Raw genomic sequence first — 22,881 nt, 5'->3', positions numbered from 1 at the left:
CTTATCCTGGGAATCAGTGACTTGCAAAATGGATCAGAAATGTCTAGCTGGCAGCGATCGTTAATTTTCGGTGGTATTGGTGCGTCCCTTTCCCTGTGGTTTTTAGAGAATTTGACGCATACTCTGGGCGATTGGCTTCCCGCGATCGTCATTGGAAGCGGGATTGCTTGGGTGGCGTTGAAATTTCAGAAAGACGACACGCCGAAAATTAAAGTTGAGCCAGTGACATTAAATCGGGTTCAAACCGAATTAGTTGAGGCAAAAAGTTTATTAGATCTGCTGGCGATCGAGTCTCAGGATTTAACGATCGATGGTAGCGCTCAACAATTGTCCGATCTACGATCGCAGATTCAATCCATCACTTCAGATCTTAATCGTGATGAAATTCGCTTTGCGGTCATGGGTGGAAAGTCCGTTGGTAAAACGATGCTCGTGAATCTCTTACAACATCGCTGGGCGGAAGGCATTTCACAGAAATTAGTTTTGCAAGATACGCCAGAATTATTTGCAGCGACCGATGGTGGGATTATTGCAGAAAGAGATGCTTGGAAATTAGCGCGATCGTCGGATGTCGTTCTGTTCGTGACAAATGGCGATTTAACTGCCACTGAATTTCAAGCAATTCAAAAAATCACCTCAGTTGGAAAGCGATTAGTTCTTGTATTCAACAAGCAAGATCAATATTTGCCTGAAGTTCAGCAAACGATTTTGAATCATTTGCGGGAACGGATGACGGGAATTCTTGCGCCTCAAGATGTGATTGCGATCGCAACAAATCCAAAATCATTAAAAATCAGACAACATCGATCGGATGGCACAGTTAAAGAATGGCTCGAAAAACCAGATCCGCAGATTTTGCCATTGCTCGATCGCTTAAATCAAATTCTGTTAAATGAGGGACAGCAACTCGTTTTAAGCAGTTCGCTCAGCAATGTAACGGCGGTTCAAGCTGAAGCGAAAATGGCATTGAATCGAGTGAGACGCGATCGAGCAACGCCGAAAATCGATCAAGCTCAGTGGATTGTGGCGGGAACCGCGTTTGCAAATCCGTTTCCAGCCTTGGATTTGTTAGCGACCGCAGCGATTAATGGACAAATGGTTTACGACCTGAGCAGTTTATATCAGCGCAAATTCACAGTAGAGCAGGCGAAAACGGTTGCGGCAACGATGGCGAGTGTGATGGTGAAATTGGGACTGGTGGAAGTTTCCACACAAGCGATCGCATCGATTCTCAAAACGAACGCGATTACGTTTGTTGCAGGTGGATTGATGCAAGGGGTGAGTGCCGCTTATCTGACGCGGATGGCTGGATTGACGCTGATTGAATACTTTGAAGGGCAGCCGAGCGGAGAGATTAAACAGGACGTGCTGCAACAAGTAATGCAGAAAGTCTTCGAGCAAAATCGGCGTTTGCCCTTCCTGCAAGCGTTTGTAAAGCAGGCAGTCGATCAGTTGGTGAAACCCACGATTCAAGCAAGTTCCACTCCTGCTCCAGAAGTATCTAAGCCGCTGGACGGTTTACCTGCTCCTCAAGAAGCGCCTTTAGAAATTGGTGCAAAACTTGAAGATGCAAAACCGCTTCCACCTTTAGCGGTTCCTGAGCCTGTCTTGGTGACTCATCAAGAACCTGAATTAATCGAAGGAAGAACGTTATAACTTCCAAAGATCTTTAATGTTTCTGTGCAAGTTGCTAATTCTGCTAGTGCAGATTGCATTGCAGTTTCACGGCTGTCTGCTTCTAAATCCATGAAAAAGACGTAATCTCCCAGCGATCGCTTTGTCGGTCGTGATTCAATTCGACTTAAATTAATTCCTCGTTCTGCAAAAATCTGGAGTGGTTTCACTAAGACTCCAGGCTGATTTGCGCTGACACTGAAGGCTAGAGAAGTCCGACTTCCACCCGACGAAGCGTTTAGACTCAGAACGAGAAAGCGAGTGCAGTTTTCTGGATGATCATTAATCGGTGAAGCGAGAATCGGCAAGCTGTAGAGTTGTGCGGCTCTTTGTGAGGAAATTGCTGCGATCGTTTGATCTTCTCCCAAGTGCTGTAGTGCTTCAGTGGTTGAATTCGCAGCGATTAACTGAACGTTTGGAAGATTACGATCGAGCCAATTTTGACACTGAGACAGCGCTTGAGGATGAGAATAAACGGTTTGAATTTCGTCTAAACGTTCTGCGATCGATAACAACGCATGATGAATCGGAAGTACGATCGCGTGTTGAATTCTCAGAGTGTCCAATCGCCAGAGGGCATCGAGCGTCATCGTTACACTTCCTTCGATCGAGTTTTCGACCGGAACGACGGCAAACTGTGCTTGACCTTTGGCGGCAGCTTCAATTGTCTGGGTAATGCTGGGATAAGGACAAAGAAACGCCGTATCATGTTGAGTCTGTGACAGCCAAGTTAGATACTTTAGTGCCGCAGATTCTGTATACGTTCCGTGTGGTCCTAAATGTGCGATCGTCTGTGTCATCGTCAAGTCCCCAGCTTTCAAACTCCCGTCATTTCTATAATCTGCTGCATTTTGTAAAACCGTAATCTTTTGCTCAACTAAATATGTTTATATTTCAAAAGGTGAACGTGCAATCAGAATAAGCTCCTTAAAATCAGTTCATAATTAGTAAGAACCTTCTCACAAACCTTCCCTGATGGATATTCGGTTTTCTGCCTCGCTGGGAGTCGATCTGGTTGTTCCAGAACAGCCCATTCATATCACAAATTATTTACGACAGCCGCAACGAGTCGTGAATGCACTTGCCGCATCTAGCCAGATTGAACCGATGGGCGAAGATGTTTACCGACTGAAAATGCGTCAACTTAACTTCATGACGTTGTGTATTCAACCTGTGGTGGATATGCAGGTTTGGTTAACGGAACCTGCAACGATTAATTTAAAGTCGATCGCTTGTGATGTGCGCGGGATTGAGTACAACCGAGACAAGTTTTCATTAGACTTGAACGGAAAACTTGCTCCGTGTCAGCAACATGGAATCACCTATTTGAAGGGAAAAGCTGATTTGGTTGTGCAGGTTGAACTTCCGCCACCATTTACATTTATGCCGCGTCCGCTGCTCGAAACTGCTGGAAATGGCTTGCTGATGAGTGTGTTATCAACGATTAAACAGCGCTTGATGCAGCAATTGTTAGACGATTATCGAAACTGGGTGGCTGTGCAGATGGAAAATAATGCGCCAACTGATTCGATCGCTGTTAATCCTTTGAATTGACCCGTTATAGAATCTGTGAGCCGTGTACGACTGCAATCACGTCGATTTGCTCCGGCAGAATCCGATAGATCAGCCTGTACGGATTCTCAATCACTTCGCGGATACTATCATCTTGAAATTCTGGAACCATTCTTCCTGAGCGCGGAAAGCTTGCAATTTGTTGAGAGCGTCGAGTTAGTCGATCGACAGTCTGATCTGCATAAGCGATTGAGGTCTGAGCAATGTAATCGTAAATGCCTTGTAACTGATTTATGGCTATTTCTGTCCAGACAACTCTCACGGATTCAGCCCAAATCTAGCGCGAACTTGCTCGACATCTAGCGTTTTTCCCTCGTCGCTGTCTTTGATGCCCTTTTCGATCGCTTGTCGAACGTAAATTTTGTACATCAAGTCTTCCCAAGTTGCGGTTTCGTCGAGTTCGTCGATCAGCCGCTGCGCTTCTTGTTTAATCGAATTCGCCTTCATATTTAGGCTCCTAGATTTAGATAAACATAGCTTAAATGATCTAGCGAAAAAGCTCTAATTGCTCGATCGCTTTCTGAATCGGTGCGTAAGTTCGACGGTGATAAGGAGTGATGCCGAATTGGTCGATCGCTTCCAAATGCTGTTTCGTTCCGTAGCCTGCATTGCGTTCCCATCCGTAGTGAGGATATCGCATTGCAAGTCGCTGCATAAATCGATCGCGTCTCACTTTCGCAATAATCGAGGCACACGCGATCGCGTAACAAGTCGCGTCACCATCAATGATTGCAGTGTGTGAACCTAAATCGGCCTGTTTAATCGGGCGACCATCGATCAAAGCATGATCGTAAGGTGCAATTCGCTTCAGTGCCCGTTGCATTGCGAGATAGGAAGCGCGAAGAACGTTGATCTGTTCAATCTCTTGGACAGTTGCGATTCCGACTCCGACTGCGATCGCGTTCTCTTTGACTGGATTGAAAAGACGCGATCGAGCGGACGCAGATAGAAGTTTAGAATCTCGAACACCTTCGATCATCTCACAGTAAGACGGTAAAAGGACGGCTGCGGCAACGAGCGGACCTGCAAGGCAACCTAAACCCGCTTCATCCACACCTGCAACACGAAGCAGTCCCTGTTTCCACAAGGACTGCTCCATTTCTAAAGTCGGATTCTGAGGCACGTTACTCGCCTGCGGTTGCAGACGATCGTCTTCTTCTTCTTCTGACCGGGGCTTCTTCCTCTGGTTCTTCGGCGGATGCGGCTTCCGGTTCTGGTGTTTCCACTGCTGCGACAATTTCAGGTGCAGCAAGTTCAGGGAAATCCGCTTCGACGGGCACTTCGACGGGTTCTTCGAGTGAGGAAACGTCGATCGTTGTTAGTTCCTCAGTCGGTGCAGATTGAGCCGCCTCAGGTGGGGGAGCCTCACCGGGAAGGAGAATCGACACGATCGCAGATTTCGGATTCTTCACTTCCTGACCCGACAGGATCAGCGGCGAAATTCCCATCCAAGCGTAAACATCTTGCTCGTCTGGAGTCATTTCGACATAAACCACTTCTGGGGGTTCAGCCGGGGTTTTGTTGAACCGATCGCGTCTTTGATTGCGATTATTGCGCCGATCTTCGTACCGATTTTCGCGAGGAGCTTCCTCGACGGGGGCAGCATCGATCGCGGGTTCGGGTGCGAATTCGGGCAGCGATCGGTTCACTAGCGTTGGTGCAGGAGTTGAGCCATTCGGACGTGTGCCGGACTCTTCCCAACGGCTCGGTCTGGGGGGTGCTTCCCGGACTGGAGCATCACTGCGCGGAAACTCAGCGCGTGGAGCTTCTTCACCGATGCGAGGACGACGTTGACGACGATTTCTTGCCGATCGACCGCGTTCTTGATAGCTCGGATGATGCAGCAATTCGAGATCGTTTTCGCCTGCCTCCCCTTCTAAATCATCGCCTTCCCAGAAGGCTTCTGCTGCGGGGGAAGGAGTCAGATCGCGGCGAGGTTCAGCGCGTCGGGGAGTGCTCTCGTATCGAGCGGCAGGACGGGAATCGAGACTTTCACTGCCTTCTTCGGGTTCAGTTTCACCTGGCAGATGAACGACGTGACCCAAACCGCCACAGGTTGGACAGGGACGACCGAACAATTCGTAAATGTTTTTTCCTTGACGTTTCCGGGTGAGTTCGACTAAACCGAGTTCGGAAAGCTGGGAAATTTGCGGTTTCGCTTTGTCCGATCGCAGTGCTTTATTGAAATGCTCCAGAACTTGCAACTGATCGCGGCGCGACTCCATGTCGATGAAGTCTACGATGATCACCCCGGCAATATTTCTTAAACGAAGCTGTCGAGCGATTTCGGTTGCCGCTTCGCAGTTTGTCCAAAGTACCGTTTCTCTCGCGGTTGCCGATCGCGTAAATGATCCAGAGTTGACATCAATTACAGTCAGCGCCTCGGTTCGCTCGATGATGATATAACCGCCAGAAGGTAAGTCAACTCTCGGTTTGAGGGCTTCTCGAATCGCGGCATTAACGCGGAAGTAATCGAGAATGGAAATACGATCGCGGTGATGCTCGGTCAGAATTCCTTGCGGAGATTTCCCCCCACCCCAGTTTAATAACTGTTGTTTAACTCGCTTTAATCCGGTGTGAGAATCTACAACGATTCGATTGACATCAGAACTGTAAACATCCCGTAGAACTTTTTGAATAAAGTCGTCATCGCGATTTAAAAGTGCAGGTGCACGAGTCGAACCTGCTTCTTGTAAAATCGCTTCCCACTGCCGCTGAAGGGCTTCTAAGTCCTCCATGATTGCCTCTTCGGGCATTCCTTCGGCTTCGGTACGGATCACAATTCCCATACCAGCGGGTTTAATCAAAATCGCTAAGGCTCTGAGACGGTTTCGCTCATTTTCGTTGCGAATTCGGCGGGAGAGATTAACTCCCCGACCGTACGGCATCAGCACTAAATAGCGACCCGGCATCGAAATATTTCCGGTGAGGCGCGGACCTTTATTTCCGGTCGGCTCCTTCATCACCTGCACAAGAACTTTTTGCTGGGGGGCAAGCAGTTCTGTGATCGAACCTGCCGATCGCTTTAGTCTTAGTGGACCTAAATCTGAAACGTGGATAAATCCATTTCGTTCAGAATCACCGATGTTGACAAATGCGGCATCAATTCCGGGGAGAACGTTTTCGACGATTCCTAGATAAATGTCGCTGACCTGATGACTTCCGGTAGCAACAATTAATTCTTGGATCTGATCTTCTGAAAATACAGCAGCGATTCTATGCTGCTCAGCAATCACAATTTGCTTTGGCATTCAATTTCCTCAAAACGGGGCGCGATCGAAGCCTTTGAAGTTTTGCTTCTTTCGCAGATAACACAAAAACGTGAACGCTCTATCACGATGAAGTCTGAGTAGTGCTCGACGTGAGAGGTTTGGAAAAACGACCTCAAACCGATCCTCACTCTGACTTTGGACAGTCAATGAGTGAACTTCGATCAAGCAGGCAGCGATCGGAGATATTTCGTCCGCTGCATCTGGATGAAGAATTGCGAAAATCTGGCTAACAGCCTGAGTGAGTTTCTAAGACCAACACCCGACGCATCTACGGGTTTCCCTAGCTCACCACAGTCTGTGATGCAAAGCATTATAACGTGCGAATTTGCATCCGTACCAATTTTGACGATTTGATTTTGTGTAGGGTCAGAAAGGAAAGTTTAATTACGCCAAAAATAGCTGATTGCGATGAATCGTTAATAGATGTAATTCTTGTCCAGAAACTTGTTCAAGAATCGTAATCATTTGCTCTGGACGTAATAGCGTTCCATCATTCTGACAGCTACCGATGTATTGCAGAGTTGCTTTCTGCACGGTTGACTCAATGACTTGCAGATCAAATAAGCGATCGCGTACATCGAGCGGGTAGGTTTTACCCTTCTTCGTGGTTTGCTCTAACCAAATCTCAGATTTTGCCAAAGTTTCCTCGATCCAAGTCTCCCAGGCTGCTTCGGTTTCAGACTCGACTTCGATTCGGTATTCTGCTTTTTGCAGGAGAACGGCGGTCGCGGGTTGTTGTGGGTCAATTTCCTCGATCGAGTAAATCGGAATCTCTGCGGGAAGTTGGGCAGAAAGCTGATCGCGAAACTCTTCGACATTCATCGATCGTGTCAGTTCAAAATCCACCAGTTCTCCGGAGCTACTGACCCCAAGCGGTAACGCACTCGCGGGGACAATTCGGGGCGAGGGATGAAATCCACCCGTAAATGCGACTGGAATCGAAGCGCGACGAACCGCACGATCGAACAATCGCATAATGTCTAAATGGCTTAACAGTGCCATTTCCCCTTCTTTCCCCATTCGTACCCGTAAGCGTTGCGCCCGTGTCTGGTTCGGCTCGAAATGTCCTGTAAATCCAGGAATTTCAGGCGGCGGAATCACGATATTGTGACCAAAATCGACTCCACAGACACCGCAGTGAGAACAGCCTTCAAACGAACAATCGGGAACGATTGCGGCTTCTAGAGCTTTCTGTAAATCTTCTTTCAGCCATTTCTTATCAATTCCTGTATCCAAGTGATCCCAAGGCAACGGGGCATCGAGTGTACTGGATTCATCCGCCTCGAAAATATTCCATTCACCATTTTCGACTTGGCGGTATTTCCAAGTAACACCCGCTTCCTCGATCGCTTGCGTCCACGCTCCAAACGCTTTTTCTAAACTCTCCCACCAAGAGTCCATTCCTGCACCAAGTTCCCAAGCGCGTTGAACGACCGGGGCTAAACGTCGATCGCCTCTACCGACAAAATCTTCCATTGCTGAGATTCGGGTGTCGGTGAAATTGATTTTCACGCCTTTGATCGATCGAAATGCTTCTCTGAGTAATGCCTGTTTCCGCTTAAATTCCGTCGTCGAAACCGAGTGCCACTGAAACGGCGTATGAGGTTTCGGCGTGAAATTAGAAATCGTCACATTGAAATCTAACCGTCTGCGTCCTTGTTTCGTACATTCCCGACGCAACCAGCGAATCGTGTCTGCAATTCCCAACACGTCCGGATCGGTTTCACCCGGAAGCCCAATCATGAAATACAGCTTAATTTTGTCCCAACCTTGTTCAAAAGCGGTTTTCACGCCTCGCAGTAGTTCTTCATTCGTCAGACCTTTATTGATAATGTCGCGCATTCTCTGGGTTCCAGCTTCGGGCGCGAACGTGAGTCCGGTTTGACGAGTGCCACCGATGATATTGGCGATATTTTCATCAAAGCGATCTACTCTCTGACTCGGTAAGGAGAGCGAAATATTTTCACCTTTCAGCCGATTTTTGATCTCGACTCCAACCGCAGGCAAAGCAAGATAATCCGAGCAACTGAGGGACAGCAGCGAAAATTCGTTGTATCCGGTCGCTCTCATACCCGCCTCGATCGCGTCTACAACCTCTTCCGGTTCGACATCGCGAGCGGGACGAGTCAACATTCCCGGCTGGCAGAATCGACACCCTCTAGTGCAACCGCGACGGATTTCGATCGTTAATCGATCGTGTACTGTTTGCACATACGGAACTAGCCCGATCGAATATGCCGGAATCGGAGTTGCTACCCGTCTGAGAATCCGTTGTGGCACGTCTGGACGATTCGGATGGACGGAACCATCTGGAGCCATATCGTAGAATCTGGGCACATAAACGCCCGGAACTTGAGCTAGATCAAGCAATAATTCCTCACGGCTCAATCCTGCGGCTTTGCCTTCTTCGACGACTAAGCCGATTTCGGGGAGAAGTTCTTCTCCGTCACCCAGTGCCACGAAATCGAAGAAATCAGCATACGGCTCAGGGTTTGAGGTTGCGGTTTGTCCGCCTGCAAAAATGAGGGGATCAGACTCCGATCGCGCTTTCCAAGTCAAGGGAATTCCCGCAAGATCGAGCATTTCGAGAATGTTCGTCGCGCCGAGTTCGTAACTCAAGCTGAATCCGAGAATATCGAAATCAGTCAGCGGACGACGGGACTCCACCGCAAATAGAGGCGTGTTCGTTTCTCGGAGTTTGGCGGCGAGATCGGGTGCAGGGAGATAAGCTCGATCGCATAACTGCCGAGGCTGGGTATTCAGAATGCTGTAAAGAATGATGTGACCGAGGTTCGAGGCTCCTACTTCGTAGATTTCGGGATAGGTCAACACCCATCGAACACTCGCATCAGTCCAAGGCTTGTGAACGGCTCCGAGTTCGTTACCAAGATATCGAGCCGGACGCAGAATATCAGTATTTAAGAGATTTTCAACTGCAATTGTCACAGTTCACCTTGCCTTTTTGAGCGCGATCGACTTTCCAGTATAGCGACGATGGCGGATTGAAAAGCAAGGTGAATCAATGAATTCAAGCGATCGCGAGTTCAAACGCGGTCATACTGTCGAAAATCTCGAAGACTCGATCGAGCTGCGTCAGTTCAAATACGATTCGGATCGATACCGAAACTGCACAGAGGCTTAATCGTTTTCCGTTCGCTTGTGCCAAGTTCAACGTCGAAACCAGAGCCATTAAACCTGCGCTGTCTAATGATTCAACCTGGCTCATATCAATGAGGAGAGCGCTGTTTTGTTCGGAGAGAATCGCAGAATGAAATTGGGATTGAAATTCTGCGGCAGTTGCAGCATTGAGAGCACCGCACGGGCGAAGGATGGCAGCTTGTGAACGAATGAGCAAACTCTGCATAAATGTACCGATCTCAAACAAGGTTTTCTGGTGGACGTTTTGACGATAACTGGACTGACTAAAGAACGCCTAGGGCAGGCTCGTGGGTTCGCAGAAACTTTATTCGATTCAGAGCTTTGTTTAAAGTTTTCAGTAAGTAGATCTACGAATAATGTATGCAAATATACATAATCGCATCCGGCGCAGCTTCATCAAACCATAGAATCAGCTTCTTCCTTATGTAACATTCAAAACACTAATGTTGGGTCGATCGATTCTCGAAGACTTCTGGACGCGCTTGCCAAATCTGCTGAATAAATTGGTGTAGATGACGATGAGAAAGCGGATTTTTCTCTTTTGATTCGGCTCCCAGTCGAGCCAAGATCGGCAACACTTCAACATCCAAGGCTTCTCGAAAGAGCACAGCAGGACACATCAGATCAGAGCCGTCCTGCAAATCCTGTAGCGTTAGACGATCGCCATCAGTCCAGTCGCCTTCGGAAGTCACAAGTGCGATCGGACGAACCCAGCACAGTCGCCTGGATTCCACGAATTGCACCACCTCAGCGTAAAGACGAACGCCGTTGTGTTCAAGAAAGACGATTTGGGAAGAGTGAAACTGCTGAAATTCGGCAGCCATAGACTTTATGAAGGTTTTATCAAAGCATTTTCTATTCTAAAATTCGGTTGCAATAACCTGCTACTGTCCGTTCGGATTGATCGATTTTTCAGGGTTTGGCTAGAATGACAATGACGTGCATCGTGAAGAAACGCTAAGACGCGATGTGCCACCCTGATTTTCTACCCGGACGAAGGGTTGGACTGAAACTCTCAGTTCACGATCGATCATCATTACAATCAATGGGGTGGAAAATCCCTAAATTGTCCCCTAATCGCTAACGGAGAGGATAGAACTGTGTCTGTTGAAACTATTGAAAAGCGTTCAACAACCCGAAAACTTGCACCGCGTTACCGTGTTTTGCTTCATAACGACGACTACAACACAATGGAATACGTGGTGCAGGCGTTGATTGAAACCGTTCCGAGTCTGACTCAGCCTCAAGCCGTCGACATCATGATGGAGACTCACAATAGTGGGGTTGGGCTGGTCATTACTTGTGCTCAGGAACACGCAGAGTTTTATAGCGAAACTCTGAAAATGAAGGGCTTGGAGAGTACGATCGAGCCTGACGAATAACCCCCAAAATCCGCTTGAAATTCAATTTTGCTGCAATTTCCCACCGCCCAACTCCGATCCGGATTGGGCTATTTGTGTTGATGCTGTTTCTGATGTGGTTACCGCTGAAGATTCCGATCGAATGGGCGATCAGCGTGATCTATGGCGTAAACGATGCGGCTCGAAACTTGGCTTCGATTTTCACTTACATCGTCTTGTATCTAGAATTCATCATTCTTGTGAAGTTCTGGGGACGATTCGTTTACCATGAGCCGCTGTTTAGAGTTTATGGATTAAGCCAGCCGCGCCAAAGTTTTCGGAATTTTCTGCAAGGGTTAGCGATCGGTCTTGGAAGTTTGCTTCTGATGTTTGCGCTACAGGGCGTTTTCGGTTGGGTACAGTGGCAAATTCCGTCGAGCACGTTTGCGCGAATCGCTTTAGAAGGGGGGCTAATGGCGATCGCGGTTGGATTTGTTGAGGAATTGCTGTTTCGCGGATGGTTGTTGAACGAACTCGATCGCGACTATTCTCCTCAAATTTCGCTGCTTGTTAGTAGTGTCGTTTACGCCGCTGTACATGGATTTCGTCCGCAATTTTTTGCGCTCGTTATCTTGGGATCGATTTTGGTGTGGGCGAAACGAGCAACACGGGGACGATTGGGATTGTCGATCGGCTTTCATGCGGGTGTTGTTTGGGGCTATTACCTGGTAAACGTGGGGCAACTGGTCACATTTACAAATCAAGTTCCGGCTTGGGTGACGGGGATCGATCGCAATCCATTAGCGGGGATCGTGGGAATTTCGGCGCTGAGTGCGATCGCGTTCTTCATGCGATCAAGGGCGTTGCACAATAGAAGCACTGAGTTGAGGCATTGAGATGAAGCGTGATCAGGTCTTGGCAACATTAAAGGAACATGAGGCAACTTTGAGAGAAATGGGAGTGCGATCGCTTGCCATTTTTGGATCGGTGGCACGAGATGAGGCGCGTCCTGATAGCGATGTCGATCTTCTCGTGGATTTGGAACCGCCTTACACGCTCGATCGCTACATGGATGTAAAATTTTTTCTTGAGGATAACTTAGGAGTTTCGGTTGATTTGGTGATGCAAGATGGCTTAAGACCTCAAATCCGAGAAACGGTTGAACGAGAGGCAATCTATGTCTCGTAACATCCGTCTGTACTTGGAAGATATGGTGAAAAGCTGTGAGAAGATTCTGAGGTATACGAACGCAATGACCTTTGAAGAATTTCTCTCAGACGAACTTCGGTATGATGCAGTGATTCGGAACTTGGAAATTTTAGGTGAGGCGGCGAAGAAAGTTCCGCAAGATTTACGAAATCGTTCTCCAGAAACAGAATGGCGAAATATTGCAGGTTTGCGAGATATTATTGCCCACGCATATTTTCAAATTAGAGATGAAATCATTTGGGATACGGTACAGAACAAAATACAGCCGTTAAAAATCCAAATTGAGAATTTGTTAGCGCAGGAATTTGATGAACAATAGAAGAGGCGAGTTATTGAAAAAGCATGGGACAGTACGATCGCTTAATTCTAATGGCAGAGGATGAACTGACGCAGTACAGCACTGATGCTCGAAAAATCGAGAAATTGCGGCAAAAAATTGGATTGTCCGTCTCAGCAGCAGAACAAAAACAAGTCAAAGAGCAACTTTTAGCAGAGATGCCGACTGATCCGATTAACAAACTAATCACCGAACAGCGTCAGACCGTTGCTCTACCGTTCTGGGGAATTGCGGGATTGGGGTTACTCTTTGGCATTTCGATGTCGCAGTCGTTGGATTTTATCGCCACGATCGCAGGAGGCGCGATCGCATTTCAGATTCAGAAAACAGGCTGGCGACTTCAAGCAAAACGACTGGTTCTGCAAACTTTGCAAGAAATTGAAGAACGAGTACGAAAGCCGGATTAGAAAAATTTGAGAACTTCGATCGATCTCGGAGTTCTCAATAGACTAGACAATTTCTCCCAGGTTTGATACTCTAAGTATCTACGGGCGATTAACTCAGTGGTAGAGTGCATCCTTGACAGGGATGAAGCCACAAGTTCGAATCTTGTATCGCCCATTTCTTACGCTATACCTTCTCAAACCAGGTAACGAGCGCGAACACGAAGAATAGGATTCCGCCTAAGAGTGTGACCGTTCGTTCTGAGATGTGAGACGCGATGAGGCGACCTCCGAAGACCGCGATCGCACAACAAATCGCATGACCCACAATTGAGCCGATCGTAACCCCGATCGCATGATTAGACGCAGCGAGAACCATGGTATTAATTTGAGTCCGATCGCCCCATTCCGCGATAAAGGTCAGCGTAAAAGCCTCCAAGGAAATCGCAAACGGTGTCTTTTTCCGCAGATTCCCTTCCGCTTGCGAAACGGCTTCGAGGGCTTCTCGTTCCGCATCAGAAGCACAATCTGTACTTGTAACTAAAGATTTTTCTCGGCATGCGATCGACATTTTGCTGGCATCGTAGAGCATTTTGAAACCGAACACGATGAACAGCAGAATCGTTCCATAGTGAATCACCTGTTTTGGCAAAAACGTTGCGAACTGCCCAATGACGACAGAAAGAAGGGTCATCGCTGCCAAGGCTAAGATCGATCCGAGGAAAACATATCGGCGTGAATGACGCATTGCCAGACACATGGCGATAAAGAACGTTTTATCGCCCAACTCTGACACAGTGATTAGTAACAAACCTGCCGTAAATGCTGCTAACATATGCTCTCCTCAGATCGGTATAGAGATGAACTGAGGTGAGCTTGATGTTGGAGAGTTAAAAGACTCCACCAAGCTCACGCCAATTCGTGAACTTCGTGAAAGTCTCGCTTACAAAGATGTGTCTTTGTCGCTTGAACCAGGCTCATCGCCAGTATGTTGATTCAAGCGGGCTGAACCAGTCAGCAGCTACTCCCCTTCAAACTGTGTTTATCATACCGGAGAAAGAGACGGTTTACGATCGCTCTTTTGCCAATTTTGCTTTCGCCTGCTGCCAGAATTGCTCTAGTTCTTCTAACGAATATTCGGATAAAGGTCGATCGACGACATTTTCCATTTGCACTAATCGCTGGATAAAGCGATCGTTGGTTCCTTGAAGTGCTTCCGCTGGATCAAGATCCGTCCATCTCGCCAAATTGATGATTGTGAATAATAAGTCTCCGAGTTCTGCTTGTTGATTTTCTTTGCTCTCGTGTTGGAGTGCGTGTTGGAATTCAGCTAATTCTTCGTGAAACTTGTCCCAAACTCCGTCGATCGAGTCCCATTCAAAGCCAGCTTTCGCCGCTTTCTGAGAAATTTTCATTCCCGCCATCAATGGAGGCAGCGATCGAGCATATTTTCTCAGTTTGTCGCTTAATTTCGGCTCTGCACCATTCTCGGTCGCTTTAATTTTTTCCCAGTTCTGATGCACTTCATCCACGCTCTGAACTTCGAGATTGTCGAAAACGTGCGGATGGCGACGAATCAGTTTGGCGGTGATATTTTGGGCAACTGTAGATAGATCGAATTGGTCTTGATCTTTTGCAACTTGAGCTTGTAAGACGACTTGAAGTAGTAGATCACCGAGTTCATCTGCGATCGCGGTTTCATCCCCACTCCGAAGCGCATCTACGACCTCATACGCTTCCTCAATCACGTAAGGCATCAAACTTTGTGGAGTTTGCGCTAAATCCCAAGGACAGCCCCCTTCTGGATTTCTCAGTTGAGCAACGACCTCGATCAATTCTTGTAGTGCCTTCAGGGTTTCAGACAGTGAAGCATTCATAGATTGTTCTGGAAATTCCACTCAACACTTTAGCGCTTTCGTCGCTTGTTCCAGCGTTTGATCGTAGAGCCAATCCAATCACTCAAACTGTGACTCATCGCACCAAGTTCTAATCCGATGATGAGCGTGAAACATTCGATCGAGGCTTTCTGAGCGAAATTCACAGTCTGCTGAAAGGTTGTTGCGATCGTCGATTGTGCAACTGTTTGCCATTGAGCAGTCATGCCAAGAAGCTGTTGAGCGATCGAACTCATTAAAATTCCGGTCATTCCGAACAAGGCAATCCAAATTCCGAGGTAAAGAATTCGTCCGATTGTGCCGATGATTGCGCCGTGAGAAAAGATCGATCGATGTCGCAAACTCCGACGATACGGCAGCCAAATCCAGCGCAGAATTCCCCATCGCTTGTACTGTTGCGAATAAATGTCTAAATCCGGTCCAAACATTAAGCCAGCAAAAAGAAATCCACCCGAAACAAGCAAAGTCAGATTGCTGCTTTGGGTGAGTCCGAATGTGGAGAGAGCCACGATCGGCAAACTCCACAAGGTAATGCTGTCATGAGTACGACCAGAAGGCATTGCAGATAAAAAAAGAATCTGGATCAAATCGTAATCGATTCTGAATTATCTGCTATATTAATCAAATCCGGGCGATTAGCTCAGTTGGTAGAGCGCCTCCCTTACAAGGAGGATGCCGGGGGTTCGAGTCCCTCATCGCCCATTCGGTTTCAGGCTTTAAGAGAAAGACGCTTCCCCAGTTTTTTCCGAGTCGAAAGCAGTCAATTGATAGTCAAAAGGTGTCCAAAGACCTCTAAAAATACCCGATCGATCGCGCAAAAAAGAACCCCCGAAACTTCGGGGGTTCTTTGAAAGCCTTGTTATGTCAATGCTTTAAAACGGAGAGAGAGGGATTCGAACCCTCGGATAAGTCACCCCATCACAGCATTTCCAGTGCTGCGCCTTAAACCGCTCGGCCATCTCTCCAACATGCGCGACTTTCACAAGCCACAGGAATCATATCATAGCAGAACTCGGTGCAATTTGAACCTTTTTCAAATTCCTTGCTTAAACAGCACCGCAGTGCAGAACAGATGATTGACACTGCGCCATTTTGCGGTATGAATAGTGAGTCCTGTCCCTAGTTGACGCGAGATATGAGTTGGAATCGTCGCCACGTTCTGTCACTTGCGGATTTTACACCTGCGGAATACGACACGGTTCTGCAAACAGCAAGTAGCTTTCAAGAAGTCTTGACGCGCCGCACTAAGAAAGTGCCGACGCTGCAAGGGCAAGTGGTTGCAAATCTGTTTTTTGAGCCTTCGACGAGAACGCGGAGTAGTTTCGAGCTAGCAGCAAAACGATTGTCTGCGGATACACTAAATTTTGCGGCGAGTACGTCTTCGATTACTAAAGGTGAAACGATTCTCGACACGGCGAAAACGTATTTGGCGATGGGGACGGACATGATGGTGATTCGGCACAAAGAAGCCGGAGTGCCACAAGCGATCGCAGATGAGATGGATCGTTTAAATGTGAAAGTGGGCGTTCTCAATGCGGGAGATGGACAGCATGAACATCCGTCGCAAGCGTTGTTAGATTTGTTTACGATTTGTTCGCTGATGGATGCGGAGAAACCTCGATCGACATTACTAAAAGGCAAAAAAATCGCGATCGTCGGTGATATTTTGCATTCGCGAGTGGCGCGATCGAATATTTGGAGTTTGACCGCAAGTGGGGCAGAAGTTCATTTAGCTGCACCGCCGACCTTGTTGCCCAAAGAATTCGCGGCATTCGTTAAAGAGAGCGACCCAGAGATTCCTCGTCAACTATTCATTCATTGGACGCTGGAACCTGCTTTGATCGATGCAGATTTTGTCATGACTCTGAGATTGCAGAAAGAACGGATGACGAGTTATCTACTGCCGAGTTTGCGGGAGTATCATCAGCAGTTTGGCATTACCCGCGATCGCTTAAAGTTGTGTCAGCCGGATGTGAGAGTCTTACATCCCGGTCCGGTGAATCGGGGGGTGGAGATTAGTTCGGATTTGATGGATGATCCAGTGGTAAGTTTGATTTCTCAACAAGTCACAAGCGGCGTGGCGGTTAGGATGGCGCTGTTATATTTGATGGGCGGCGGTAAGGTAGGTTAAATCTATGCGTGTCATTGGCTTAATGAGCGGGACTTCGATCGATGGAATCGATGCGGCGTTAGTTGAGATTACAGGGTCTACTGATGATTTACAAGCGACGTTAATTGCAGGTGAAACGTACGCATACCCGGCAGAATTGCGCGATCGCATTCTTGCAGTTTGTAGCGGAGCCGCATTGTCGATCGCAGAACTCGCAGCACTCGATGACGAGATTGCAGAACAATTCGCGCAAGCGGCGCTTCAAATTCAGGCGAATCAAACTTCAGCCGTTCTGATTGGATCACATGGGCAAACCGTGTTTCATCGTCCGCCTGCGAATCAGTTGGGCTACAGTTTGCAGCTTGGACGCGGAGCAGCAATCTCACAGCGAACCAAAATTGCAACAATTAGTAATTTCCGAGCCGCAGATATCGCGATCGGGGGACAAGGTGCACCACTGGTTCCGCCGATCGATGCGGCATTGCTGAGAGATTCGATCGAGCATCGCTGTGTGCAAAACATTGGGGGAATTGGAAACGTCACTGATTTGCCGTCTGTGAAATCGGGATTGGCGATTCGAGGCTGGGACACGGGACCTGGAAATATGCTGATTGATTTGGCGGTGGCACGATTTTCAGACCAAAAATACGATCGCGACGGAGCTTGGGCAGCGAGTGGAACTCCGAATCAAAGATTAGTCGATCGCTGGTTAGAACAAGACTTTTTCCAACAGCCACCACCTAAATCTACGGGGCGAGAACAGTTTGGAGCAGCGTATTTAGAATCTTGCTTGAGTGATGCTATAAATCTCAGTCCTGCGGATATTTTGGCAACGCTGACGGAATTTACGGCAGCTTCGATCGCTCAAAGTTATCAAACATTTTTGCCACAGTTGCCCGATCGCGTTTTCCTATGCGGGGGTGGCAGTCGAAACACTTATCTCAAATCTCGAATTCAAGCATTACTACCCAATAGTATTGTCACAACAACGGATGAAGCGGGATTGAATGCGGACTTTAAAGAAGCGATCGCGTTCGCAATTCTCGCGTATTGGCGATATCACGATTTGCCTGGTAATCTCCCGGAGGTGACAGGCGCACCCAAATCTGTACTTTTAGGGGAAATCTACCACGTAGGCTAAAAGATCCCCGTGATAGCATGGGGAGCCACTGAGCCGAGAACTTGCCGTGAACCACACGTTTTTAATGGAATCAGGACGTTGGACGCTCCAGGGAAATTGGCTAGATCGGGAGAGTCTCCCGCGCCCAGTCAAAGGAAAATTACTCGTCGCTTGGAGCCGAGATAATTGGTTTACGCTGATCACCAAACTGACGTTTCTCAATGACGATCGCGAAGAAATCACGATGCAATATCGAGGGCGGTTAGATTCGGGTGATCAGCGCTATGCCTTTGTGATGCAGCACAGTGTGTTAGGGCGAATTGAAGGAGAAGGCTGGATCGCGCCAGAATCATTAGTGCAGCGACATTGGGTGTTAGGCGATCGACAGCGGCGCAGCGGATTTGAGACGATTTATCGGTTGAATGACGATCGATATTATTTAGCGAGTACGATGCTAACGGGACATGCGTTAACGAGCGTAATGGAGGCGACGTTAGAACGACAGCCGGAATAGAAGATCACATCGCCAGTTTCTCGAACTCTTGCCAACAGAGATAGAGCGATCGCGGCACATGAAAACAGCCTTTCCATTTGCCGCCCTTGAGATTGAGCAAGACTTCTCCACGTCGATCGAGATACCCAAACCATTCGCCATATTCCGAATCCGCAAAGTGTGACCAGGTATAGTGATGCACTTTCTCATACCAGTTCCAGCATTCTTCGCGCCCAGTCAGTCGATATCCCATTAAAAGCGCGACCAAGGTTTCAACATGCACCCACCAGAGTTTTTGATCCCACTCTAGCTGTTGAGTGGGATAGCCTTTGATATCTAGAAAATAGTAAATCCCGCCGTACTTCTGATCCCAAGCGAATTCCAAAGTGTTCAACACCACATCAACGCATTGATTGATCAGACCGAGATTATTGGTGCGGCTTGCAATGTCCATCATGAACCACATTGCTTCGATCCCGTGACCTGGATTGATTAATCGCCCTTCAAAACTATCAATGTGTGAACCATCTGGAGCAACGTTTTCATAAAGTAAGTTCTCGTCTAGAAAATCGGTTGTGACTTCCTGAACGGTTGCGGCTAGAACGCGATCGAGAGTTTCCTTTGGCAATAACCATTCCATCTCTAGAGTGAGATTTGCCAGAATCATTGGAACGGATAAGCCTTTCATCGATCGCGTTCCAGGATAAGCCTTGTTATAACTTCCTTTCGGATTATCCTGGCGACGCAATACGTTCTGATATGCCTGAAGTGCCACCTCTCGCGCCCAATCTTGCCCTGAAGCAAGTGCAAACTGACTAAACGCCATCGCAGCAAAACAATCCGAGAAAATATTGTACGGCTGGATCAGCGGTTGACCCGAACGATCGAGCGAAAAATACCAGTTTCCCTCGGCATCTCGTCCGTGTTGGGCTAAAAATTTCGCACCGTGTTCAGCGATCGACATCCAATCTGATCGCTTTTCCAATCGGTTACACAACATTGAAAACGTCCAGACCTGACGGTTTTGCAACCAAATGAATTTATCGGTGTCGTAAACCTTGCCTGTTCGATCGAGACAGGTGAAATACCCGCCTTGGACATCGATCGAGTGATTCTCCCAAAACGGCAACACGTTATCGAGGAGCGCAGTTCTGTACTGGTCTGCCAATTGCCGAAAATCGCGCTCCATACCGTGTCTCTCTTAAAATCAGACCTTGATTCTAGAACGGAATGTCGTCTAATTCAGGCTGCGATTCGAGTGCGGGAGCGGCAGGCGCTTTCGTGGTTCGTTTTGGCGTGGATGCGGCAGGTGGAGGAGTACTCGGAGCGCGAGTGGGAACTGCTGTTGGAGTCGTGACCGAACTCGAAATCGTCGCGCCATTGAGCGAATGAATTCTTTGAATCGTGAGTTCGGCTTGCTTTTCTTTGAAGCCTTCAGGACGATCGACGGTGTTCATCGTCAGCCGACCTTCGAGAATGACACGATCGCCTTCATGATAATTTGCCTGAATTTCTTGAGCCAAATTGCCCCAGCCGACCGCTTTGAGTTGAGTCGTGGGATCTTCAGGGCGCAGTCCAGCAAACTCGACTCGTAATTCTGCGATCGGGGTTTGGTTGTCTGAAGTGAATCGAAGCTGCGGTTCTTGTACGATGTCCGCTAACAAAATAATGCTATTCATGAGCTTATTGAGAAGTGAGTGAACGTTATTCTACTGCCGATCGCTGATTTGTTTCGAGCGAGTTTCTATTTTTATTTTAGTACACTTGCTCTATTCTCGTCTCTTCAATGCCCTGCTCCTGATAAACAAACTCTTGCACTTTCAGTCGATATTCGCGCAAAATCTCATCGACCCAGCCGCGATTCGGACTGTTTGCATACACATGAATCAGCGGTTCAGTCGCATCCGGCAAAATCAGCACCCAGCTATCATTACGATCGGGGTTAAAAATCTTCACGCCGTCAAACGTTTCTAACATTTCGGCGGGATGACTTTCGACTAAATGCCGCATCAGTGCCCCTTTCACCGTCCAAGGACAGCGCACCGAATAAGTTTTGTGAGACACACGCGGACACTCTGCCCGAATTTGACCCAAGGTGCGATCTTGCAATGTCAGCATCTCGATCAGTTTCGCGATACAGAACATCGCATCGAATCCAGGATGCAACTGTGGGAAAATAAAGCCCATTTCGCCACTGCCTCCCAAGACCGTACTAGCATGAGCATGACACGCTTCCATCAATGAAGTTGGATTTGCTTTTGTGCGGACGACTTTTCCATCGTGGCGGCGAGCGATTTGTTCGATCGCACTCGACGCATGAACCGGAACTACAACCGTCCCACGTGGATTTGAGGTTAAAATCATATCGACCATGAGCGCAGTTAAAGTTTCACCGCGAATCGGGCTGCCTGTTTCGTCTACTAGGATAAACTGCTCACCGTTTGCCGAAACTTGTACGCCAAACGTCGCTTTGAGGGCTTCGACGACGTGACCGAGTTGGTTGAGAAGCGTTTCTCGATCGTTGACCGATGGAGCCGTTTGCGTCAGACTCGCATTGAGCACAACCGCATCACAGCCGAATTTCGCAAGTAACTGCGGCAAAACTGCACCCGAAACCGCATAAGCATAATCGATGATGACTTTCGAGCTACTGTGCTGAACTGCTTGAATGTTCAAATGCCGCTCAAATCCACGGCTGTACATTTCCGTTGCTTGATGCACATTGATCACGCCGCCAATTTCTTGAATCGGAGCACGACGAAAATCTTCTTTGAAAAATGCGCCTTCGATCTTTTTCTCGATCGCCTTCGAGACGTTAATCCCATTACGATCGAAGAATTCAATCAAAATATGATCCGACTTATCCGGGTGAATCCGAATGTGTAACCCACCCGCGACACCGAGCGTAGGAACCACCGATCGCGAAACCGGAATTGCGGTTGCTTCAAGGTTTTGAATATTAATACCAACGGACATCAAGCCAGCAATCATCGATCGAGAAACCATCCGCGAAATCGTTCTTTGATCTCGTGAAACCGTCACTTGCGATCCAGGTTTCAAAGTCGAGCCATAAGCCGCCCCTAGTTTCACCGCAAATTCTGGAATGATATCGACGTTCGCAAGTCCCGAAACACCCCGCTGCCCGAATAAATTTCGATGGGCAGTGTATCCCCAAATCAAATTCGTGTTTAGAGTTGCCCCAGCTTCCACGTTCTTACTGGGCCACACCCTTACATTCGGACTAATCAGCGCTTCCTCGCCCACGGTCGAAAGCGGTCCGACGACTGCGCCTTCTAAAACGTGCGATCGTCGATCGATCCTTGCCCCCCGCGCAATCACACAGGCTCTCAAATGCACCTCTTCCCCGATCATCGCCCCATTCCAAATGATCGGACGCTTCAAATCGGCTTCGGCTCCGATCGTCACGTTATCCCCGATCGCGGTTCCAGCCTCGATCGTCACTCGCGATCCAATTCGGCAATTGTTGCCAATGATCACAGGCGTTTCGATGCGAGCCGACGAATCGATATAAGTGTTGTCTCCTACCCAGATTCCGGGCGATCGCTCCGTGTAATCGAACTCTAACTTAACTCGGCGCGAGAGTCCTGCATACTGCGCTTCTCGGTACGCATCCAAGTGACCCACATCGCACCAATAGCCTTCTGCAACATAGCCATACATCGGTTCACCTTTTTCGAGCAGCAGCGGAAAAAGATCTTTCGAGAAATCCGCTTCTTCGTTTTCGGGCAAGTACTTCAGAACATCTGGATCGAGAATATAAATTCCGGTGTTGACGGTATCCGAAAAAATCTCGCTGCTTGAAGGTTTCTCTAGAAAGCGACGAATTCGATATTCTTCATCGGTGATGACCACACCAAATTCGATCGGATTTTGCACACGAGTTAAAACCAAGGTTGCTTTTGAACCTTTGCGGTAATGAAACTCGATCGCTGCACTCAAATCAAAATCCGTGACACTATCGCCGCTAATCACTAAAAATGTATCGTCTAGCAATTCCGCGATATTTTTGACACAGCCCGCCGTTCCGAGCGGTTGATCTTCTTCAACGGCATAGGTCATCTGCACCCCGAACTCGCTTCCATCCTGGAAATGATCGCGCATCACATCGGGTAAATAATGCAGCGTTGCGATCACTTCTCGAATTTGGTGACGTTTGAGCAGATCGATAATATGTTCCGCGATCGGGCGATTGAGAATCGGAACCATTGGCTTAGGTAGATCACAGGTCAGCGGTCTAAGTCGAGTTCCTGACCCCCCTGCCATTAACACCGCACGCATACAGTCTCCCTCTTACTT

24 protein-coding genes and 3 tRNA genes are annotated in these 22,881 nt (G+C 48.0%); 12 read left to right on the top strand and 15 right to left on the bottom strand.

Features of this window, described 5'->3' with window-relative positions; translation table 11 throughout:
- Positions 1–39 precede the first annotated feature (39 nt).
- The gene (locus tag NIES2104_RS19780; protein ID WP_058999973.1) at positions 40–1,656 is read left to right on the top strand and encodes a DUF697 domain-containing protein; all 1,617 of its coding nucleotides are present in this window, start codon (positions 40–42) and stop codon (positions 1,654–1,656) included.
- On the opposite strand, the gene pheA is transcribed toward NIES2104_RS19780, so the two are convergent.
- On the bottom strand, positions 1,620–2,474 hold the full coding sequence (gene pheA, locus NIES2104_RS19775; protein WP_058999972.1) for a prephenate dehydratase: 855 nt from the start codon (positions 2,472–2,474) through the stop codon (positions 1,620–1,622). The two genes, NIES2104_RS19780 and pheA, sit on opposite strands and share 37 nt — an antisense overlap.
- A 175-nt stretch (positions 2,475–2,649) precedes the next feature.
- On the opposite strand from pheA, the gene NIES2104_RS19770 reads away from it, so the two are divergent.
- The gene (locus tag NIES2104_RS19770; protein ID WP_058999971.1) at positions 2,650–3,228 is read left to right on the top strand and encodes a DUF1997 domain-containing protein; all 579 of its coding nucleotides are present in this window, start codon (positions 2,650–2,652) and stop codon (positions 3,226–3,228) included.
- 4 nt (positions 3,229–3,232) lie between these two features.
- Here NIES2104_RS19770 and NIES2104_RS19765 read toward each other — a convergent pair whose 3' ends face one another.
- The 7 genes from NIES2104_RS19765 to NIES2104_RS19735 all read right to left on the bottom strand — a co-directional run bounded on the left by NIES2104_RS19765 (position 3,233) and on the right by NIES2104_RS19735 (position 10,501).
- Complete coding sequence (locus NIES2104_RS19765; RefSeq protein WP_058999970.1) at positions 3,233–3,508, bottom strand: type II toxin-antitoxin system RelE/ParE family toxin; 276 nt, start codon at positions 3,506–3,508, stop codon at positions 3,233–3,235.
- Positions 3,505–3,693 carry a hypothetical protein gene (locus NIES2104_RS19760; RefSeq protein WP_058999969.1) on the bottom strand — a complete coding sequence of 63 codons (189 nt, stop codon included), beginning with the start codon at positions 3,691–3,693 and terminating at the stop codon, positions 3,505–3,507. The genes NIES2104_RS19765 and NIES2104_RS19760 overlap by 4 nt, the downstream gene beginning before the upstream one ends.
- 40 nt (positions 3,694–3,733) lie before the next feature.
- Positions 3,734–4,369, bottom strand: a complete 636-nt coding sequence (locus tag NIES2104_RS19755) for a ribonuclease HII (RefSeq protein ID WP_058999968.1) — start codon at positions 4,367–4,369, stop codon at positions 3,734–3,736.
- Position 4,370: 1 nt separating this feature from the next.
- Complete coding sequence (locus NIES2104_RS19750; RefSeq protein ID WP_058999967.1) at positions 4,371–6,497, bottom strand: Rne/Rng family ribonuclease; 2,127 nt, start codon at positions 6,495–6,497, stop codon at positions 4,371–4,373.
- 405 nt (positions 6,498–6,902) lie between these two features.
- Positions 6,903–9,464, bottom strand: a complete 2,562-nt coding sequence (locus NIES2104_RS19745) for a TIGR03960 family B12-binding radical SAM protein (protein ID WP_058999966.1) — start codon at positions 9,462–9,464, stop codon at positions 6,903–6,905.
- Between the two features lie 82 nt (positions 9,465–9,546).
- Entirely contained in the window at positions 9,547–9,882 is a 336-nt protein-coding gene (locus NIES2104_RS19740; protein WP_058999965.1) for an STAS domain-containing protein, read from the bottom strand.
- A gap of 235 nt (positions 9,883–10,117) precedes the next feature.
- Complete coding sequence (locus NIES2104_RS19735) at positions 10,118–10,501, bottom strand: hypothetical protein (protein WP_058999964.1); 384 nt, start codon at positions 10,499–10,501, stop codon at positions 10,118–10,120.
- A 276-nt stretch (positions 10,502–10,777) separates the two neighbouring features.
- On the opposite strand from NIES2104_RS19735, the gene clpS reads away from it, so the two are divergent.
- The 6 genes from clpS to NIES2104_RS19705 all read left to right on the top strand — a co-directional run bounded on the left by clpS (position 10,778) and on the right by NIES2104_RS19705 (position 13,124).
- Positions 10,778–11,059 carry an ATP-dependent Clp protease adapter ClpS gene (gene clpS, locus NIES2104_RS19730; RefSeq protein WP_058999963.1) on the top strand — a complete coding sequence of 94 codons (282 nt, stop codon included), beginning with the start codon at positions 10,778–10,780 and terminating at the stop codon, positions 11,057–11,059.
- A 14-nt stretch (positions 11,060–11,073) separates the two neighbouring features.
- The gene (locus tag NIES2104_RS19725) at positions 11,074–11,913 is read left to right on the top strand and encodes a CPBP family intramembrane glutamic endopeptidase (protein WP_058999962.1); all 840 of its coding nucleotides are present in this window, start codon (positions 11,074–11,076) and stop codon (positions 11,911–11,913) included.
- A gap of 1 nt (position 11,914) precedes the next feature.
- Positions 11,915–12,205, top strand: coding sequence for a nucleotidyltransferase family protein (locus NIES2104_RS19720; RefSeq protein WP_058999961.1), 291 nt, complete (start codon positions 11,915–11,917; stop codon positions 12,203–12,205).
- Positions 12,195–12,545 carry a DUF86 domain-containing protein gene (locus NIES2104_RS19715; protein WP_058999960.1) on the top strand — a complete coding sequence of 117 codons (351 nt, stop codon included), beginning with the start codon at positions 12,195–12,197 and terminating at the stop codon, positions 12,543–12,545. Before NIES2104_RS19720 ends, NIES2104_RS19715 begins: the two co-directional genes overlap by 11 nt.
- A 23-nt stretch (positions 12,546–12,568) precedes the next feature.
- Positions 12,569–12,970: a hypothetical protein gene (locus tag NIES2104_RS19710; protein ID WP_058999959.1), complete on the top strand. Its 402-nt coding sequence runs from the start codon at positions 12,569–12,571 to the stop codon at positions 12,968–12,970.
- A gap of 82 nt (positions 12,971–13,052) precedes the next feature.
- Positions 13,053–13,124, top strand: a tRNA-Val gene (locus tag NIES2104_RS19705).
- 9 nt (positions 13,125–13,133) lie between these two features.
- Here NIES2104_RS19705 and NIES2104_RS19700 read toward each other — a convergent pair.
- From NIES2104_RS19700 to NIES2104_RS19690, 3 genes are all read right to left on the bottom strand, one after another.
- Positions 13,134–13,781 carry a TMEM165/GDT1 family protein gene (locus NIES2104_RS19700; RefSeq protein ID WP_058999958.1) on the bottom strand — a complete coding sequence of 216 codons (648 nt, stop codon included), beginning with the start codon at positions 13,779–13,781 and terminating at the stop codon, positions 13,134–13,136.
- 232 nt (positions 13,782–14,013) lie between these two features.
- Positions 14,014–14,823, bottom strand: a complete 810-nt coding sequence (mazG, locus tag NIES2104_RS19695) for a nucleoside triphosphate pyrophosphohydrolase (protein ID WP_058999957.1) — start codon at positions 14,821–14,823, stop codon at positions 14,014–14,016.
- A gap of 29 nt (positions 14,824–14,852) precedes the next feature.
- Complete coding sequence (locus tag NIES2104_RS19690; protein WP_058999956.1) at positions 14,853–15,401, bottom strand: metal-binding protein; 549 nt, start codon at positions 15,399–15,401, stop codon at positions 14,853–14,855.
- A gap of 69 nt (positions 15,402–15,470) precedes the next feature.
- Between NIES2104_RS19690 and NIES2104_RS19685 the strand changes: the two genes are divergently transcribed.
- Positions 15,471–15,543, top strand: a tRNA-Val gene (locus NIES2104_RS19685).
- 176 nt (positions 15,544–15,719) lie between these two features.
- Here NIES2104_RS19685 and NIES2104_RS19680 read toward each other — a convergent pair.
- Positions 15,720–15,806: transfer RNA gene (locus NIES2104_RS19680), tRNA-Ser, on the bottom strand.
- A gap of 170 nt (positions 15,807–15,976) precedes the next feature.
- Between NIES2104_RS19680 and NIES2104_RS19675 the strand changes: the two genes are divergently transcribed.
- The 3 genes from NIES2104_RS19675 to NIES2104_RS19665 are packed head-to-tail and all read left to right on the top strand — an operon-like array spanning position 15,977 to position 18,585.
- Positions 15,977–16,972, top strand: a complete 996-nt coding sequence (locus NIES2104_RS19675; RefSeq protein WP_072218102.1) for an aspartate carbamoyltransferase catalytic subunit — start codon at positions 15,977–15,979, stop codon at positions 16,970–16,972.
- Positions 16,973–16,976: 4 nt separating this feature from the next.
- On the top strand, positions 16,977–18,092 hold the full coding sequence (locus NIES2104_RS19670; RefSeq protein WP_058999954.1) for an anhydro-N-acetylmuramic acid kinase: 1,116 nt from the start codon (positions 16,977–16,979) through the stop codon (positions 18,090–18,092).
- A 46-nt stretch (positions 18,093–18,138) separates the two neighbouring features.
- The gene (locus NIES2104_RS19665) at positions 18,139–18,585 is read left to right on the top strand and encodes a hypothetical protein (RefSeq protein WP_072218101.1); all 447 of its coding nucleotides are present in this window, start codon (positions 18,139–18,141) and stop codon (positions 18,583–18,585) included.
- Between the two features lie 4 nt (positions 18,586–18,589).
- Here NIES2104_RS19665 and NIES2104_RS19660 read toward each other — a convergent pair whose 3' ends face one another.
- The 3 genes from NIES2104_RS19660 to NIES2104_RS19650 form a co-directional block, all read right to left on the bottom strand.
- Positions 18,590–19,753, bottom strand: coding sequence for an AGE family epimerase/isomerase (locus NIES2104_RS19660; RefSeq protein ID WP_058999952.1), 1,164 nt, complete (start codon positions 19,751–19,753; stop codon positions 18,590–18,592).
- Between the two features lie 31 nt (positions 19,754–19,784).
- Positions 19,785–20,243: a single-stranded DNA-binding protein gene (locus tag NIES2104_RS19655; protein WP_058999951.1), complete on the bottom strand. Its 459-nt coding sequence runs from the start codon at positions 20,241–20,243 to the stop codon at positions 19,785–19,787.
- A 76-nt stretch (positions 20,244–20,319) separates the two neighbouring features.
- A complete protein-coding gene (locus NIES2104_RS19650) occupies positions 20,320–22,863 on the bottom strand; it encodes a mannose-1-phosphate guanyltransferase (protein ID WP_058999950.1) in 2,544 nt (847 codons plus the stop codon).
- Positions 22,864–22,881 lie beyond the last annotated feature (18 nt).

Origin of the sequence: Leptolyngbya sp. NIES-2104, assembly GCF_001485215.1 — a bacterium.
Lineage (GTDB): Bacteria > Cyanobacteriota > Cyanobacteriia > Leptolyngbyales > Leptolyngbyaceae > Leptolyngbya.
This window is presented reverse-complemented; position numbering and strand designations above follow the sequence as displayed.

Coding starts and splice junctions, on each gene's coding strand:
- NIES2104_RS19780 (WP_058999973.1), top strand. CDS start 40: ATGTCTAGCTGGCAGCGATCGTTAATTTTCGGTGGTATTGGTGCGTCC.
- pheA (WP_058999972.1), bottom strand. CDS start 2,474: ATGACACAGACGATCGCACATTTAGGACCACACGGAACGTATACAGAA.
- NIES2104_RS19770 (WP_058999971.1), top strand. CDS start 2,650: ATGGATATTCGGTTTTCTGCCTCGCTGGGAGTCGATCTGGTTGTTCCA.
- NIES2104_RS19760 (WP_058999969.1), bottom strand. CDS start 3,693: ATGAAGGCGAATTCGATTAAACAAGAAGCGCAGCGGCTGATCGACGAA.
- NIES2104_RS19750 (WP_058999967.1), bottom strand. CDS start 6,497: ATGCCAAAGCAAATTGTGATTGCTGAGCAGCATAGAATCGCTGCTGTA.
- NIES2104_RS19740 (WP_058999965.1), bottom strand. CDS start 9,882: ATGCAGAGTTTGCTCATTCGTTCACAAGCTGCCATCCTTCGCCCGTGC.
- NIES2104_RS19735 (WP_058999964.1), bottom strand. CDS start 10,501: ATGGCTGCCGAATTTCAGCAGTTTCACTCTTCCCAAATCGTCTTTCTT.
- NIES2104_RS19720 (WP_058999961.1), top strand. CDS start 11,915: ATGAAGCGTGATCAGGTCTTGGCAACATTAAAGGAACATGAGGCAACT.
- NIES2104_RS19715 (WP_058999960.1), top strand. CDS start 12,195: ATGTCTCGTAACATCCGTCTGTACTTGGAAGATATGGTGAAAAGCTGT.
- NIES2104_RS19710 (WP_058999959.1), top strand. CDS start 12,569: ATGGGACAGTACGATCGCTTAATTCTAATGGCAGAGGATGAACTGACG.
- NIES2104_RS19700 (WP_058999958.1), bottom strand. CDS start 13,781: ATGTTAGCAGCATTTACGGCAGGTTTGTTACTAATCACTGTGTCAGAG.
- mazG (WP_058999957.1), bottom strand. CDS start 14,823: ATGAATGCTTCACTGTCTGAAACCCTGAAGGCACTACAAGAATTGATC.
- NIES2104_RS19690 (WP_058999956.1), bottom strand. CDS start 15,401: ATGCCTTCTGGTCGTACTCATGACAGCATTACCTTGTGGAGTTTGCCG.
- NIES2104_RS19675 (WP_072218102.1), top strand. CDS start 15,977: ATGAGTTGGAATCGTCGCCACGTTCTGTCACTTGCGGATTTTACACCT.
- NIES2104_RS19670 (WP_058999954.1), top strand. CDS start 16,977: ATGCGTGTCATTGGCTTAATGAGCGGGACTTCGATCGATGGAATCGAT.
- NIES2104_RS19660 (WP_058999952.1), bottom strand. CDS start 19,753: ATGGAGCGCGATTTTCGGCAATTGGCAGACCAGTACAGAACTGCGCTC.
- NIES2104_RS19655 (WP_058999951.1), bottom strand. CDS start 20,243: ATGAATAGCATTATTTTGTTAGCGGACATCGTACAAGAACCGCAGCTT.
- NIES2104_RS19650 (WP_058999950.1), bottom strand. CDS start 22,863: ATGCGTGCGGTGTTAATGGCAGGGGGGTCAGGAACTCGACTTAGACCG.